A 17,105-nucleotide genomic window follows, 5' to 3' on the forward strand; every position below is an offset into this window, starting at 1 on the left:
TATTCCCCATCTAATTCGATAGCTAGCTTTAATTGAGGACAATAAAAATCCAGAATGTATTGCCCAATAGAATGTTGTCGCCTAAACTTCAGATTCCATATTCTTTTTTCCTTTAAGGTAATTCCAAAGTTCACATTCCGCTGGAGTTGCTCTGTTTCTCAATAGTTTTCTCCTATAAATCATTTCTGGCCGGTTACTTTTCATATCTTTCTTATATTGTTGAAAACTAATTTATAAAAAGACTTAAAACCACCTCCCCTCTCCTTCGTCGAGGTACTCCTCCTTGCCAGGAGGAGAGCTGATTTACAGCTTGCAAAACACTATATATGTGAATGTTTGAATCTTTTCGAACACTCGTGGGCGGCGCTATGCTTTGCCCCGGGCTATGATGTGGCAGGCCTACAGCCTGCTATTTACAGCTTGGTTAAAAAATATAGTTTATTAGTTTAATCGTTCAACTTATAAACGCATAAACTCATAAACAATTTGACGGTTCGACAATTCAACTACTCGACAGTTCGACAACTCGACAGTTAATCAGTTCGACTATTTATCAGTTCGACTAACTATAGCTATCGGGATCGACAAAAAGATGAGGGTAGCGAAGCACCCGGCGCGGGCACCAGGCACTACCCACTATTCACTAATTATCTATTCCCCAATTTTTATTGGGTTTATCGCCCATTTCAAGCTCCAGTTTACCACCTTTCAGCAATTCATTGGCCGGAAATTTAAAATCCCTTAGTTCGACTCCGTTTAATCGGGCCGACTGTACATATCTATTTAATCGGGATGCGTTATTGGCCACAATAACAAACTGTTCTCCTCTGTTGTATCTCCCTCCAAGGTCAATGGTTACTTTCTCAAACAACGGACTGGCAATTTCATAGACAGGATCAACACTGCAACCACCATCGGTTTGAAATAAGCCCAGCGAAGCCATTACAAACCAGGCACTCATCTGTCCCTGATCTTCATCGCCCAGGTAGGCATTTGAGATACCGTAGCCATAGTACCGCTCCATAATGGCGCGACTCCATTTTTGTGTAAGCCAGGGCTTACCCACCCAGTTAAACAGGAAAGCAAAGTGCATGGATTGCTGGTTACCCTGTATCACCGGATAGTTCCAGTACTGGTCATTCATACCGTTAAAACGTGTTTTATCGCTCTCTTCAAATCCCCAGTCGAGGCGTTCGATAAAACGTTCTTTACCGATCATTTCGGCTAAAGCAGGTACATCCTGGGGCACAAAATACGTGAGCTGCCAGGCATTTCCTTCCACATAATGGTGGTTGGCCCCTGATTTATAAGGATCGAAATCTTCTTTCCACTGGCCTTTGGAGTCCTTTAAACGGGCATACCCCGTATCTGTGTCAATCACATTCCTCCAGTTATATCCGCGCTTCAGAAAGGTCTTATGATCCTTTTTCTTACCCAGCGACAAGGCCAATTGTGATACAGTCCAGTCATCATACGAGTACTCCAGTGAGTTGGAAAAACGCCCCATGTCATATGGTACATAACCGTACTTTAAATAAGGCAGCAGGTCGCGGTTCCCGGCAAAGCCACCACCAACTTCCTGCGCAGGCGTTGTCTGCATTTTTTTAACGGCTTCAAAGGCTTTCTCCGCATCAAAATCGCGAATACCCATTTGGTAAGCACCAACAATTAAGGGAATTTCGTGTTCGGCTACCATTACCGGAACATACTCCATGGCAGCAGGCCCTTTAGCCAGCCAGCCATTGGCATCGTACATGGCCAGTTGCGATTTCACCCAGTTACTGCTCCATTCAGGTGTTACCAGGTTCCAGAATTGATTCAGGTTCCAGAAGGTATTCCAAAAGGCATCACAGCCTAAAGCAGGATTGAGGGGATTATCCATTTTACGAACCACCTCATCCGCATCGCGCCATTCGCCATTGACATCGCTGTATATGTTGCGACTGCACAATGAGCGGTACATGGCATTGTAAAAACGCTTCTTTTCCATTTGATTGGAAGTGGTGATATCAACACGACTGAACAGCTTATCCCATTCCGCAATATGATAGTTTTTTACTGCATCAAAGTTCCAGCCAAAGGGTTCAGTAATCTCCTTCTGTAAATTTTCAGATGCATTTTCGATACTGACATAGGAGATTCCGGTACGAACCTGTACCTGTTTATTGTTAGTTGTATTAAAGCCGGCTATAAATCCTGCATCCTCAGGATTTTTATGTCTCAGCTTACTGGCTTTAATCACCTCATCATCGACCCAAACACTGGCTGATGCAATTGGTTGATCAAACTCAATCACAAAGAACACTATGTACTCCTGATCGATACCTCCAGCCCAGGTATTTTCAGTTATCTGATGTGAAAATCCCTCAATGCGGTGATCATTCACCTGTGTCAATTCCACTTCTTTATTCTGATACGTATATTCAGCCGGTATTTGCAAATCTATGAGCACCCTTGACTCACCATCATCAGGAAAGGTATAGCGTTGTAATCCACAACGTGTGGTAGAGGTCAATTCGGCCAGTATATTGTAATCAGTCAGCTCTACGCTGTAAGAGCCTATTGGAGCCTTTTCTGTTGCTTTATCTATCCTTGATCGATAGCCACTATCCGGATCCTTTTCATCACCAACCTTGATCTGCAATTGACCGTTGGTCGGCATCATACCTAAACCGGCAACGGTCCACTCGTGAATATGACTAAAGCAAGCTACCGATTCAAAGTTAGGCTCATAGCCCCCTTGCCAGGCCGGATTTTGGTTATCGGGGCTCAGCTTAACCATACTAAATGGCATCCATGGACCTGGTGCTATCATCCAACGCGAATGGCCAGTCCCCATTTTTGTATCCACATAAGCGGCCGGTGTCACTTCTTCACCGGGGTTCCGCTCAACCAATCCTGAGGCTACCGCTGTTCCATCAATCAGTATTTCGTATTCACTTTCCACAGGTGCTTCAACGCCCGGCATAGGTGCTTCAAAAATGTAACGCCCCTTCTCCACCTTTTCTTTAAAAATTTCATTGCCGTCAAGCATTACCACTAAATCGGGTGTACCAGCCAGGTGCTCCACATCAACCAATAAAGGCTGAGAGCCTTTCAACTCGTAATCAGCAGCTTCGATATTTCTTACAAATACGCTGCCCGGATCAGTCAAAATTGTATTCCCCGGACCTTCGAGCTTGATACAGTCAAACTTGATCCATGAACCCTCAAGTGTTGTTAGATTTATTTCGTTGCCCCCCGCATGTATCTCACTTGCCGGCAATGGTATTTCAATCAGGTGGTGGCACGAGTCGCAGGGTTCACCGTCGATATTACTTTCAGAAGCCCGTGCAGGTAATTTGAATTTACGGGCATTCCCATTAACGGTGACCTTAAATAGCGGTTGATCTTTGCCATTGTAGTCCAATAGTTTGATACTAAGGTTCCATTGACCACGTTTGGGTAATTCCTCAACACCAAACAAAATATTCAGGGTACTGGAACGCCATCCTGATGTTCCCCATGTACCGCCCCAGGTATCGCTGGTGCCGGGTATGATATACGGCCAGTCTTTTGATGCATCGGACCGGCCAACCAGGTAATACTTATCCTCCCAGCCAAAATCATTGGCGATATAATCATTGTAGCCATTGTTAGACAAGGCAAATTCATTACCTGAATTGTTATCCTGACCTATTTGCCATATTACTTTGCTTTGCTGTGTGCAGGAACTTATCAACACTAATAATGCCGCCACAGCTAAATACATTGTTCTCATACTTTATTTATTTTTTTCCGCCCATTCGTAAAACATTTCAATTGACCTTGCCAATACACCTGCTGATCCTTTAAAATCGGCCGAGCCCATTGGACTTCCATCAAGGGTATACCATTCGTAGAAGCCATCATTGCTAATTACTCTTTCCATCATGGGCTGAGCCATTACATAGGCTTCCCTCACATATCCATTTGCTATGAGCTGCTGAATTAAACGGCCTCCAAACCAGGTCCAGTCCCCGCCATTCTGATATTCATAAGGTGCAGTGACTCCCTTACCCAATACCTCCTGAGGGTAGGCCGGGAAGACCGTTAAGCCAACCGATTGGGCACCCGCCTTTTGAACATTGCTGTTGAAATGCGATATGGTAGCGGCAATTTCATCTGATGTTAACACGCCTGCCTCAATAGCTACAGCTGTTCCGCCGTGGTAAAAGATTTCATTCTCGTCGAAACCAGCCGGAAAGGGTGAAGCGCTGATATAAACGTGTGGAATAAATTTCTGCCTGCCGGCATCCCATAAGTATTTTCTGATGTTGTTAACAAGATCTGAATACCTGGTCTTCCAGTATGCTATCTCCTCACTATCAGAAGTCAGTTGTGACAGGTTCTGACAAGCGATAGCCAACATGGCGTTATCATACACATCTATGCTCCAATGTGTTAAAGAATCTGTATCAACCACTGCTCCTCCTTCAACCTGAACATCGCCCCAGTCAAAGGTTGTAGCACCTGTGATAAGTTGATGCTGTGCCGAATACCTTTCGTTTAACAGGAAATCAATTGATAAACGCATTCTTTCAGAAACAGTTTTACCGGCCACCAGCTCTGTTAAAATAGACCTATCCCCCGTTTTTCGAATGTATTTATAAATTGCCTGTATCAATGATGTTTCCTGGTCAGTTTCCACAGTATTCTTAAAACCAATATGACCAGGGGCCGTTTCCGACTCATAGGTATTGGGATCGTGCCATGTGAAAGCTTCGCGGGGAACATATCCATCCAGTAATTCCCCATTTTCCTGTTGGAAGTGGAAAAATAGTAAAAGGTTTTCCCGAATAACACCGTTATCATATTCATCGCACGAAAGCTCAATGAAGGTATTCAGATCACGGCTCCAAACCATTTGATAGCCCGAGCCTGCATAAAAGCCCTTCTTCATTAACTCACGGGCCATTGCGTCAACCTTCTGAAATTTTTCGTCAGCCAGTATTTTACCAGCCAGCTCTTTGCTGCTCTCATTCTGCGTATGACATCCCATCAGAAAAGCGGCAATGAGTAAAAAAATCCACCTATACATAGTGCTGTGTTTAGAATTACTTCATAAAAGCTTTAACCATCATGGCCTCATTTCCGGACTCATTGGTGATTTTACAGGCCCCTGCCGCAGCAGGAATTACAAAAGTTTCGGCATAGTTAAAGCGTTGCTTCACGCCATTTTGAGTTTCAACAATAATACTGCTTCCTTCAACCAGTGAAAGCACAAGGCACTTTCCGCCTGTCTCTATAGCAATCTCAGTATTAAAATGATAGCGCTCTACATCGTAGGTATGCTTCTCGTGTGTCGCCAAATGGTATTGCTTCCAGTCACTTCCTTCATTTATCAATGCTGGCTTAGCTATTAACTTATCCTTCACATACTGACCTTTGCGATCAAAACAAAGATTCTCCATACCGCGCTCCACATTAATGGGCCGAGGTTTTCCGTCCAGATCCAAACGTAACCAATCATACATTTTAAAGGTGAAGATGTAAGGTGTTGTACTTATTTCCAAAACCAGGTTCTCGGTTCCGGAGCCATGTATGGTACCTGGCGGAATCAGGAACAGATCGTGCTTATGAGAGTCATGTACCTGAACATGCCTGGTGATATCAATGGCCTCCTTATTTTGGAAGCTATGCTTTAAATCTTCTTCAAAAACCTTTGGATCAACATTTTCCTGGAACCCCAGGTAACACTTGGCATTTTTGCCGGCGTCTAAAATATAATAGGTCTCCTCCTGTGTTATGGTTTCGCCAAAGTGCTTTTTCATATATTCGAGTTGCGGGTGACACTGGATGCTTAGGTTACCACCTTCAAACGTATCTAAAAAGTCAAACCTGATGGGAAACTCATAGCCATACTGATCGGCATTCACCCCCATAACAGACTTGTTTTCATGAAACATCAGGCAGTCGAATGACACCTCCAGCAGTTTACCATCACTCTCAAACAGCAATCCGTTTTCGGGTACTATTAATTCGAAGGACCAGGCATAATTAATAACATCGTTATTCAAAGACTTTATTCTGTCGCGGATCCACTGACCACCCCAGGCTCCCGGCTCAAACCATGGCCTTACACGAAACACGTTGTTAGCCATTGATGATAATCCCTTTCGTAAATCATCACCAGTCATCCATACCACTTCGTTTGTTTGCTGGCCATCGATCACCATGTCAATGTCCTTTAAAACCTTTGCTTTATGCTTGTTTAGCACCACCCAGTCTACAAAATAGAACCGTTTATACATGGGTTTTATGGCATCAGGCTTATGGGCGCCCAGGTTGCATATTGATCGGGCCCTGGCTCTGAACTGTAACTCATTTTTAGGCAGATCAATGTATAGCAAGGTTCCATTCCAACTGCTTAATGAGGCTCCAATACCATACATGATATTGATATCAACACCTGACTTTTTCTGAAGACTTTGTAGTTTGTCATTATCAAAAAAGTCTGCTAATTCAAGGCTTGTGCGTTTACCAAAAATGGGATCATCACCACCCAAAAAAGGCCTGACAAGATCATCAATTTCAGCAGGAGATCTAAGAGCCTGATCAACCTTCACAAGATTAACCTTTCTGCCTTTGGACTCCAGGGCATTGCCTAACAGTTTGATAAAGGGCTCAAAAAAGACGCCAACATATCCATCAATGCAAATGGTTTCCTTACCGGCAAGCCTGGCAGCCAATGACTCAATATCATTGTGTATGCTTCCTGCCTCAAGCTTCATGCTTGGATAAATATCATAGGCTCCCTCTTCAGTTACCTCCTTATTGACAGGTAACAGAAACTGCTTCGTTTCTCTTATCTTCTCCATTATTTTTCACTTACATTTTCCAACATCTCAATGGCTTTGTATAAAACGCCTGCTGAACCTCTGAAGGTACCCGACCCTGTTGGTTCGTTATTTACCGTGTACCATTCAAAAAAGCCATCATTCTTTTGCACACGTTCTGTCATGGGTAGTAATTGCTCATAGGCTTCCTGGTAAAAACCATACTTTACCAGTTGCTGAATCATACGGGCACCAAACCAGGTCCAGTCACCACCATTCTGATAACCATAAGGGTACATGCCTTTATTTTCAAAAGCCCAACCGGGGTATGGCGGATACATGGTTAAACCAATAGAACCGGCTCCTGAAGCCTTAACATTGGCGATCATCTTATCAAGGGAAGTCTTAATCTGTTTGCGGTTTAATAAACCAGCCTCAATGGCCACTGCCGTTCCACCATGATAAAATATCTCATTCTCATTAAAGTCATCAGGATAAGGTGAACCGTCGAGGTACACATGAGGTATAAACTTTTGATTACTTTCATCCCAAAGGTGCTTCATGGTATTTTTGGCCAATTTATCTCGCACGGGTTTCCACCTCGATTTGGTTTCTGGCAATAGTTCTATGATATTATTCAAAGCAATAAGCATCATGGCATTATCATAAATATCAAGGCAATACTTGGTATCATCGGTGATATAGACACCCCAGGGGTGACTGTGCTGCACATCGCCCCAGTCGGCAGTTGTAGCCCCCCATATTAACCCATGATCTGCACTCCAGCGATGATTCATTAAAAATTCCATTGACCATTGGAGACGCTCAGCAACTGTTTTATCACCAATCTTCTCATTCAAAAACTCCCTATCGCCGGTTTTCATTACATACTTGTATACTGCCTGCACCAATGAAGATTCATGATCAGTCTCGACCGTGTTTTTGTGGCCGCAATAGTTGGGTTCCAGATCGCTGTAGAAATACTTATACCCACCCTCGGTATGAACCGCTTTACTTTGTGGGATAAAGCCATCGAGTATGTTACCATCATCGCCCTGTAGCCGGAAAAAGACACGCAGGTTCTCCTTAAGTTCCTCCCTGGGATATACCTCGGCCGACAACTCAATAAAAGTGTTATAATCGCGTATCCATACCTCACCATATCCATCGCCGGCATTAAACCCGGTTTTCACCACCTCCAGTGCCTTTTGTTTGACAAAGTCAAAGCTCTCATTGGTTTGAATGGATTCTTTTAATTCCTTACTGATTCCTGACTTTGGGGCACAGCCCAAGAGCAGGAAGGTCATTCCTAATATGAAAAAACTAGTCCTCATTGTTATATAAATTTGTTGATGATTTCATTTCAAAGTCTAAAGTGGCACCTTTAACCAACTCGTTGAAAGGCACCTGTCCGTTGACCGCTTGTCCGTTTAACATCACCGACTTAACAAGCAGGTTCTCAGGGGAGTTATTCCTAACCTTTATTGTGATGCTTTTGCCAGGGTAATAATCCTTATTCAGCTGAATATCAATCTTATCAAAAGCCGGGCTACCGGTTTGCATGGTCGGATGCTCATTGGTAAGGCCGGCCACATCAAATAGACCGATCGATGCCATTACATACCAGGCCCCAAGTTGTCCCTGGTCTTCGTCCTGTCCATAGCCATAACCGTGAATCGGGCCTGTGCCATAAAATTCACGTCCTATTTTCCGGGTCCAGTATTGCGTCTTCTCACGCTGACCTGAGAAATTGTACAGCCATGGTATATGAAGACTTGGCTGATTGCCATGGTTGTATAGTGTTTCAACACCCGCAAAAGCATCAATTTCCTTTCCTCCGCCAAAGCTCATTTTTCGCGATGACAGAAAAACAGAATCCAGGCGATTATTGAACTCATTCACCCCTATCTTATTTACCAGCTCTCTGGGATGATGCGGCACATAGAAGCTGTATTGCCAGGCATTACCCTCCTGAAAGCCTCTCCACCCTTGCAACGGGTTAAAATCGTCGATGAAATTACCCATACTGTCCTTTGGATGTATAAAGCCGTTCTCTTCATTAAAAAGGCTTTTCCAGGCATATGACAGCTGTTTCAGTTGCCGGTATTCATCCTCCTTATTTAAAGCCCGGGCAAACTGAGCCACTGCATGTGCTCCAAATGAATACTCTAAAGTATGGGATGCTGAAAACTGGTATTGCTCAGGTATATCGCTTGTTGGGATATCTGAATGGTGGAGAAAACCATTTTGAACAAACTGTTTAACATCTAACTTACCTGCACCATAAGGACGGTCTTTCCAGCCTGATTCATTCTTATAAGCAGCCTCAAAAGCCAGGTCAACATCGTAGTTCCGAATACCACAGTTGTAAGCCGCGGCGATAATCAGACCAACATAATTGGTTCCTACTCCGGATACATACCGGCTATTGGCCAGTCCATCGCCTAACCAACCCGCATCTTTATATACCAGCAGGTGTGATTGCACATAATCGTTATAATATTCGGGCCAGACCAAAGCCCACAGTTGTGTCAGGTTCCAGAAAGCACCCCAAACTGCATCCGTATTGTAAAACGAAAATTCGGGCTGACCATTACTATCTAGAGGAATCTGTCCTATACTACCATCATTTTTCGGATAAGCCCCATTGACATCGCTTGCCAGTCCCCGACCTAACAAAGCGTGATACAGGCCGGTGTAGAATTTGATTCGATCATCAACAGCTCCACCCTGCACGTTGATCTTGTTTAATTCATTGGTCCATATTTCCTGTGCCATTTCCTTTGCCTTATCAAATGACATTGACTCTGCCTTTCGATTGAGGCGGGCATTGTCAAGGGAAGTAAATGAAATCCCAATCTGTACATCAAGCTGCTCGGCTTTATCTGTTACAAAGGATACATATGCACCTGCTCCAACTCCTGAAACCGATGATTTACCGGGCATAACAGAATCGTTGATAAACATGCCAAAGTTCTCTATGCTTTTGTTTAGTGATGCAGAAAAATAGATGTCGATCCATGCACCTTTCTGATATTTCTTTACATACTCGGGCTCAGTCCTCACCCAGCCTTCAATGGTATTATCATCCACTTTGCTTACATGAGCATCGAGTACCTTGCCACTCTCGCCCTGCCTTCGTCCGATATCAAAAACAAGATTAGCCTCAGCATTTTCAGGGAATGAGTAGCGGTGAAAGGCCACCCTTTTTGATGCAGTCAGTTCAGCTTTAATGTTATAATCATCTAACACAACACTATAATATCCGGGTCTGGACTCTTCGGTCTCTTTCGAAAAGCGTGAACGGTAACCTTCATCAGGATTTTCAAGTTTACCGGGCTTTGTTATCAAGGAGCCACAGGTAGGCATCAGTGAAATACCGCCAATCTGAAACTCATGGGTATTAACAAATCCTTCAATAGAGGTATGACGCTCGTCGTAACCTACCGCTTCCCACCCCCACTTATTGCCGTAATGACCGTTGGTTGATGGTGCTGGTTTTGCCATGCCAAAGGGCAGTGAAGCCGGTGTATAGAAAAACCATCGACTATGAGCTGTACCAATATTGGGATTGACATAGTCAATTGGATTCACCTGCTCCTGACAAGCTATCATTAACATTGTTAAGAATAGAATTATCCCCCCTTTGCAATAGCTTGTTAATATGTTTGAACATTTACTTAAATACATCTTTACACGTCATTAATTGAAATTTAACCCTCACTGTCATCTACTGAATCATTGCACCACAAAAGACGACTCCAAACGAATGTCATTGGAGGCTGCCCCTACCATCACTTTAAACTCACCAGGTTCAACCACTCGCTTCATTTCTTTATTCCAAAGCGCTAAGTCATCTGGCAATATGGTAAATGATACTTCTTTCTCTTCGCCCGGTTGCAGCTCGACACGTGTGAAGCCCCTAAGCTGAATGGCCGGTGTGGCAACTGAACTGAATACATCGGTAATGTACAACTGCACAATCTCTGTTCCTGCTATTTCAGATGTATTTTTGATCATTGCACTTACGATCTGCTCATCATTAGCACTGATCTGCGGCTTTTCTATTTTCAGGTCGGCATATTTAAACTCACTGTAGCTTAAGCCATGTCCAAAGGCAAACAAAGGATCGCGTGTTCCATCAACATAAGAGGCGGTAGCAGATTTCTTCTGATTATAATATAAAGGCACCTGACCTGTTGTTTTAGGAACGGTAATAGGCAATTTACCGGATGGGTTGACTTTACCTGTTAATATCTCCACTGTGGCCTGTCCGCTCAATTCGCCTGCATACCATGTTTCCAACACCGCGTCAACCTTTTCTAATTCTTCTGTTATAGCCAATGGGCGACCATTCTGAAGCACAAGGATGATTGGCGTTCCGGTAGTTGCCACCTCGTTTAATAAACGTTTGCTGTTCGCATTTAATTCAAGTCGAAGTTTATCTTTTCCTTCTCCACTATCATCTTCAGTTTCACCTAATACAAGAATAGCCACATCGGCTTTTTTAGCAGCTACCACTGCCTTTTCAAACATGGTGCTTTTCTTGTCCACATCAGGTTTGATCTCCCATTTCAACTGCAGTCCTGCATAATCTTCAAACTCGGCAAACTCAAGTTTCACGGCATACTTCTTCCCTTTTTCCAATCGTAACTGGTGATGTGTCCATTGGTTAATTGTCGCTCTGTCCCAGTTATCAATGATCACCTCTCCATCAATCGTCAGTCGCGCTATATCATCGGCGATCATTCCAAAATTGTAAATCCCCGAAATCTCAGGTACGATAAAACCAGTCCATCGGATCGAGAAGTTGTCGCTGTTAACACCCGCCTCAGGACTCAGGTTATGCCAGTATTTGACCAGGCTGGTCTCAATCTGCGAGAAGACAGGTTCACCAGAACAGTCAGTGTTATTGAAATATTCAGCTAACAAGCCAGGTTCGCCCGATTCAGTCAATAAAAACTTCTCACTTATTTGCTCCAGGTTAAAGGCAGGAACATTCAGGTCTACGAAATTAACATCATAGTCTGTTTCGTTGAAAGCATCAACAATTGAAACACCTTCCACATTTTTAGGTGAGTAACCGCCCAGATGCACTTTACCCGCCATTTCACCAATAACAGCAATCTTTTTCACATCATCGCCCAATGGCAGAATATCGTTGTTATGTAGTAAAGTGATGGATTTTCGGGCTGACTCCAATGCGATCTCCTGGTGTTCTTTACTGTGATAACGCTCTGCTTTCAGATCAACATTGGTATATGGATTTTCAAATAAACCAAGACGGAACTTTACATACAACACACTTGCCACTGCCCGGTCAACATCTTCCATTTTTAAGGTATTATCATTAACCGCCTCTATGATCGCGTTTTGAAATACATCATGTTTATAATCATAGAACTGCATATCCAGGCCAGCTCTTATGGAGTTAGAGATAGCTTCCTTAGGAGTTTCAGCTGTTCCGTGAGAATTGGTTTGCTTGGCAATAGCTCCCAAATCGGATAATACCATGCCTTTGAAGCCCCATTCACCCCTTAGCAAATCATTCAGTAACCAGGGATCAGCTGCCGCAGGAATACCGTCCCACTCGTGATAAGCAGCCATTGCCCCCAAAGCTTCAGCTTCTACAAATGCCTTTTCAAACACATATAAAAAATTACTTCGGGCCTCACGCTCTCCAATATAAACAGGGGCGGTATTTTTTCCTGCTTCGGGTATACTATGAACACCATAGTGCTTTGGCTCGGCTATTACAGCATCATCGTTGGTTAAATCATCACCCTGTAAGCCATTAATATAAGCTACACCATTTCGTGCTGCCAGGTAAGGATCTTCACCATAGGTTTCCTGTACACGTCCCCAGCGAGGCTCGCGGCCTATCCCTAATACCGGGGCCAAAACCATGTGAACGCCCACTGAACGGGTTTCACGACCAACCACTTTACCAATTCTCTCCATAAGCTCCACATCCCAGGCACTAGCCATGCCAACAGGCACCGGAAAAGCTGTTGATTTGCTACCCTGGTATCCATGTAAAGCCTCTTCTATAAACAAGGCAGGTATACCCAGACGTGTATTTTCTATAATGTATTTCTGAAGTTCATTGGCATATGCTGCTTCTTCAGGATAATAATCGTGAACACTTCCTATACTCATGCCCTTTAAGGCTTTTTCAGCCAACCCGACCGACAGGCGTCCTTCATGGCATACATCACCAGCCGAATACATATCCAGCTGCATCACTTTTTCTTCCAGTGTCATCCGGGAAAGTAAATCTGCTATGCGGGTTTCAATATCCAGATCAGCGTTTTTATATGCCGGTAATTCTGATGAATTGTCGCAGGCAAACATCAGCAATGTACTGATCAATATTATAAATAGCGGTCTCATAAAAATATAATTTTATTACAATTTCGTTGGTTTTAAGATTGTTAGCAAGAGTATATAGAGTAATAAACCGAAGATGACCCAAAGTCCCCCATTCAGGTGATATTCCATGGCCAGGCTAACCAAAAAAGGAAATATGGCACCGCCTGAAATAGCCATCATCATTAAGCCTGATATTTCATTAGATCGTGCCGGATACTGCCCAACGGTGATGGAAAAGATCAGTGGAAAAACATTGGATACCCCCAGGCTTACCAAACCAATCAACACCCATGCGGCCACTGCGTTTTCAACCATTGTAAGAGTCAATACAAATATCAATGCCAGTAATGCTGAAACTTTTAAAAACTTAGAGGCGTTTCCTTTCATCAGGATAACGCCGCCAATGAAAGTACCTATCATCTTGGCAAAGAAATAAACTGTTTTGCCGTACTTGGCGGCTTCCTCCTCAACACCTATTTTAAGTTGCAGAAAAGCACCAATGTTTGAATTAATAGCAACATCAACACCAACAATTGCAAAAATACCCAGCACCATTAAGGCAATGTATTTGTTACCTAACAGCTGCAGACAGGAAGAAAAACTAACCTGGGTACTATCCGTTTGCTCTTCATTGATAGAGGTATAACTCAACCAAACAAAGGCCAATACTGATATTGCTCCAAATAAGTACAAACCGAAGCGCCAGGCACCTTCTCCTTCAAATCCTATTGATTGAGCAATAAGAGGCCCCACCACAGCGGCTACATAGGGCCCGATCATTGAGCCCAATGATTTTATAAATTGAGAAAAGCTTAAAAACCCGGAGGCCTTTTCATCCGGTACAACATCCATCAATAATGGATTGGCTGAGACCTGCATAATGGTGTTACCAATGCCCAGCAGTGAGAAAGACAACAAAATGACCGGTAGTGTATTTCCTATAACAGGAACAAATAAGCCAATAGCCGTTATTAAAATTGACAGGCTCAGTACTTTCTTCTTTCCCACTTTAGATTGCCATATTCCTGCCGGAACCGACAATAAGAAGAACCATATAAAGGCCACAAAAGGAATCAATTGCAGCAAGTAAGCCGGTGTTTCGCTACTTTGCTTTAATTCATCAACGCCCGTTCCCACAAGATCGACAAAACTGACGATTAAGAATGAGAACAAAACGGGTAATACTATTTTGGGATGTATTTTCTTCATAGATCTGATTTACATTCGTTTTAACTGCTCTTTAACTGACTGGTAGAAATCATCATCAAGCAACATAGCAGCACCAATAAATGCTGAATCTTCAAGCCTGGATGATGGCTTTACAAGGACATTCAATCCCGTCTGTTTCAAGCCATGATTTAAGGCTCCTTCAAACAAGTGAAACGCACGTGAAATATTACCGCCAATGACCATTTTATCAACTTCGAACTTTTGCAACCAGGGCCTTAGGAACAAAGCCAGTTTATTACCAAAGTCAGTAAATACTTCTTGAGCAATATGGTTTGTGCTGTACAATTCAGCCATTTCTTTCACCCCTTCTACATACCTGTTTGACAGGACATTAAATCGCTCAACCAGCCCTCGGGTGGAGAAATAATCATCGGCAATGCCTTTATCAAATGGCAGATGCCATAAACATCCTCCTTCAGGCACTTTTTCATCACTGATAACAGGAACACCCATATCCAGAAAAGCAGCTCCAAAACCGGTCCCCAATGTAATTGCCAGGCTTCTGCAACTACCGGTAAGCTCTCCATTGAAATATTCACCTGCCGCAAATGCTGTAGCATCGTTAATAAAGCGAATCTGATCACCTGCAATGTCGACACGATCCCGAAGTTCCTCGCGAATATTAACCTGGTTAAGATTTTGGTATTTTGAATTCTCCCCGGTAAATTGTCCCACCCCATTCTCGTAATCAATTGGGCCGGGAAAAGCCAGCCCTATTCCAACTACATTTTCTTTACCAACTTGCTGAATACATGGATTAATTAATTCAGCAAAGGTTTCAAAAACAGATTCTTTACTGCCCTGATTATTCATTGGTAACGAGTTGAAGCCTACATTTCCCAATTGCCTGGTATTTAAGTCAATTACTTTACAGCTAATGTGACTACCGCCAACATCAACACCTATTGATAATTTTTTCTGCATGATACTAACGCTTTATGGTTATGGAATAGGTAAACTTCTCAGCATTGTAAAAGCCAATGTTATACTCAATTGGCCTTGCTCCCGGGTCAGAAACAAATCGTTCTCTTACCAGCACAGGCTCACCCGCTGTTATCTTTAACCTATCCGCAGTTATCCTGGAAGCTGACTTGGCCTTTATCTTTTCCCTGGAACTGGTTGGTACAATATGAAATTCGTTTTCTAAAATCTCATACAAAGGCCGGGTAAAATCAACGTCTTTACTTAAGCCAATTCTTGGATGAAAATAACTCTCAAAATACACAAAAGGACCTTCGGAACTGCCACGCAGACGACATAAACATAAAAGCTCAGTACCTTCATCAACACCAAAAAATGATGCTATTTTGGCATTGGCCTTTGCCATTTTTACCTCAGCAGAGAAATTAATGAACTGCACCCCTTTTTCTGACATTTCCTGGGTAAAACTTAACCAGCTGTCAAGGTTGGTGGATATTTCCTTTTCAGCCACTTTGGTGCCCACCCCTTTTTTACGGATCAACAAGCCTTCATACTCCAACTTATTGGTTGCCTGTCGTAAAGTATTACGCGAAATACCTAACTTTTTGGCCAGGTCCACTTCTTTAGGAAGAAAGCCCCCGTTTTTGAATTCGGGCTGCTCAATGAGTTTTCTTAACAACTGCTCTACCTGCGCATGAAGTGGCAGCGGACTGTTATGATCAATTCTTAATTCCATCTTGTGCATATGTTTGAACATACAATATTATGCAATGATTTTTCAACATGGATATCCGGTGAATGATTGGCACCATTTATTGCACAATAGTCCACCAGATAATATTCTCAATACATTAAACCCAGAGTTAACAGAAATAGCGGAAGTTATAGTTCGGCTTCAAACTTCTCCTTTCCTGAATAAGGCAGGTGTAATACCAAACTTTTGCTTAAATTTCTTTGAGAGGTACTTGGGGTCTTTAAAGCCTACTTCAAAAGCAACTTCAGACACATTTAACAAACCCTCTTTCAACAAGCGGGCTGCTTCTTCTAAACGGATATCTCTGACAAATTCACTCGTTGTTTTATCAGTTAAGCTTTTAATTTTCACATAGAGCATTGTTCGGCTTACATTCATCAGCTTTACAAACTCATCAATATTAAAGGAGCAATTGGTATAGTTCTCCAAAACAATCTGACGGGCACGCTTAATAAACAAGCGGTCTAATGAATCGCTGTGCATACCGTTGACCAAGGCCTGATTTTGCTTATAAACGGCACGGAGGTGCTCCCTGCTGTTAATTAGGGCTTTCAACTGGGCATTTAAAACATCCTTATCGATTGTCATTTGGAACACTGCATCAACACCGGCCTGCAAACAATTTATTTGCTGCTGATTTGATATTTCAGACGTTATAAATACAACAGGAATGTGAGCGGTTAAAGGATTATCTCGCAAGTTTTGAACCAGGTACGTATCTTCATCTGTTACCCGATAAGACGCAAATAAAACCAGTTTAGGTAGAATTGCCAATGTATTTTCTATTCCATGTTGATTAGAATAAGCCTTTACGATTGCGAATTCACTTTCAAGATCAGAAGAAAACAGGTTGTTACCCATTTTATTTATCACAACAATATGTTGCTGAGGGACAATAGAAAGCGCACCTGACTTGAGTTGATTCCACTGTGGATTGGATACGGAAATAGCTAGCTGTTGCATAATGAAGAATTATTATCTACCTGTGAACAAACTATTTGGGAAGATATTCACAGGCAGATCATTAAAAA

The 17,105-nt window shown here is 42.8% G+C and carries 11 protein-coding genes; all 11 read right to left on the minus strand.

Annotated features, from left to right (window positions below):
• A partial coding sequence (locus ACRD69_RS15825; protein ID WP_430816192.1) for an endonuclease domain-containing protein occupies positions 1-134 on the minus strand: 134 nt, incomplete at its 3' end.
• 509 nt (positions 135-643) lie between these two features.
• Complete coding sequence (locus ACRD69_RS15830) at positions 644-3,760, minus strand: GH92 family glycosyl hydrolase (protein WP_430816086.1); 3,117 nt, start codon at positions 3,758-3,760, stop codon at positions 644-646.
• Positions 3,761-3,763: 3 nt separating this feature from the next.
• The gene (locus ACRD69_RS15835) at positions 3,764-5,059 is read right to left on the minus strand and encodes a GH36-type glycosyl hydrolase domain-containing protein (protein ID WP_430816087.1); all 1,296 of its coding nucleotides are present in this window, start codon (positions 5,057-5,059) and stop codon (positions 3,764-3,766) included.
• A gap of 16 nt (positions 5,060-5,075) precedes the next feature.
• A complete protein-coding gene (locus ACRD69_RS15840; RefSeq protein ID WP_430816088.1) occupies positions 5,076-6,839 on the minus strand; it encodes a class I mannose-6-phosphate isomerase in 1,764 nt (587 codons plus the stop codon).
• Positions 6,839-8,131, minus strand: a complete 1,293-nt coding sequence (locus tag ACRD69_RS15845; RefSeq protein ID WP_430816089.1) for a GH36-type glycosyl hydrolase domain-containing protein — start codon at positions 8,129-8,131, stop codon at positions 6,839-6,841. Before ACRD69_RS15845 ends, ACRD69_RS15840 begins: the two co-directional genes overlap by 1 nt.
• Entirely contained in the window at positions 8,121-10,412 is a 2,292-nt protein-coding gene (locus ACRD69_RS15850; protein ID WP_430816090.1) for a GH92 family glycosyl hydrolase, read from the minus strand. The genes ACRD69_RS15845 and ACRD69_RS15850 overlap by 11 nt, the downstream gene beginning before the upstream one ends.
• A 123-nt stretch (positions 10,413-10,535) precedes the next feature.
• The gene (locus tag ACRD69_RS15855; RefSeq protein WP_430816091.1) at positions 10,536-13,190 is read right to left on the minus strand and encodes a glycoside hydrolase family 3 N-terminal domain-containing protein; all 2,655 of its coding nucleotides are present in this window, start codon (positions 13,188-13,190) and stop codon (positions 10,536-10,538) included.
• 15 nt (positions 13,191-13,205) lie between these two features.
• Positions 13,206-14,378, minus strand: a complete 1,173-nt coding sequence (locus ACRD69_RS15860; protein ID WP_430816092.1) for an MFS transporter — start codon at positions 14,376-14,378, stop codon at positions 13,206-13,208.
• Positions 14,379-14,387: 9 nt separating this feature from the next.
• Positions 14,388-15,323, minus strand: a complete 936-nt coding sequence (locus tag ACRD69_RS15865; RefSeq protein ID WP_430816093.1) for an ROK family protein — start codon at positions 15,321-15,323, stop codon at positions 14,388-14,390.
• 4 nt (positions 15,324-15,327) lie between these two features.
• Positions 15,328-16,056, minus strand: coding sequence for a GntR family transcriptional regulator (locus ACRD69_RS15870; RefSeq protein ID WP_430816094.1), 729 nt, complete (start codon positions 16,054-16,056; stop codon positions 15,328-15,330).
• 159 nt (positions 16,057-16,215) lie between these two features.
• Positions 16,216-17,037, minus strand: coding sequence for a response regulator transcription factor (locus ACRD69_RS15875; protein WP_430816095.1), 822 nt, complete (start codon positions 17,035-17,037; stop codon positions 16,216-16,218).
• Between the last annotated feature and the right edge of the window lie 68 nt (positions 17,038-17,105).

It is taken from the genome of Carboxylicivirga agarovorans, from assembly GCF_050589845.1.
Lineage (GTDB): Bacteria > Bacteroidota > Bacteroidia > Bacteroidales > Marinilabiliaceae > Carboxylicivirga > Carboxylicivirga agarovorans.

Excerpts from the sequence above, each read along its gene's own strand:
- ACRD69_RS15875 (WP_430816095.1), bottom strand. The coding sequence starts at position 17,037 with ATGCAACAGCTAGCTATTTCCGTATCCAATCCACAGTGGAATCAACTC.
- ACRD69_RS15860 (WP_430816092.1), bottom strand. The coding sequence starts at position 14,378 with ATGAAGAAAATACATCCCAAAATAGTATTACCCGTTTTGTTCTCATTC.
- ACRD69_RS15835 (WP_430816087.1), bottom strand. The coding sequence starts at position 5,059 with ATGTATAGGTGGATTTTTTTACTCATTGCCGCTTTTCTGATGGGATGT.
- ACRD69_RS15850 (WP_430816090.1), bottom strand. The coding sequence starts at position 10,412 with ATGATAGCTTGTCAGGAGCAGGTGAATCCAATTGACTATGTCAATCCC.
- ACRD69_RS15845 (WP_430816089.1), bottom strand. The coding sequence starts at position 8,131 with ATGAGGACTAGTTTTTTCATATTAGGAATGACCTTCCTGCTCTTGGGC.
- ACRD69_RS15855 (WP_430816091.1), bottom strand. The coding sequence starts at position 13,190 with ATGAGACCGCTATTTATAATATTGATCAGTACATTGCTGATGTTTGCC.
- ACRD69_RS15830 (WP_430816086.1), bottom strand. The coding sequence starts at position 3,760 with ATGAGAACAATGTATTTAGCTGTGGCGGCATTATTAGTGTTGATAAGT.
- ACRD69_RS15840 (WP_430816088.1), bottom strand. The coding sequence starts at position 6,839 with ATGGAGAAGATAAGAGAAACGAAGCAGTTTCTGTTACCTGTCAATAAG.
- ACRD69_RS15870 (WP_430816094.1), bottom strand. The coding sequence starts at position 16,056 with ATGGAATTAAGAATTGATCATAACAGTCCGCTGCCACTTCATGCGCAG.
- ACRD69_RS15865 (WP_430816093.1), bottom strand. The coding sequence starts at position 15,323 with ATGCAGAAAAAATTATCAATAGGTGTTGATGTTGGCGGTAGTCACATT.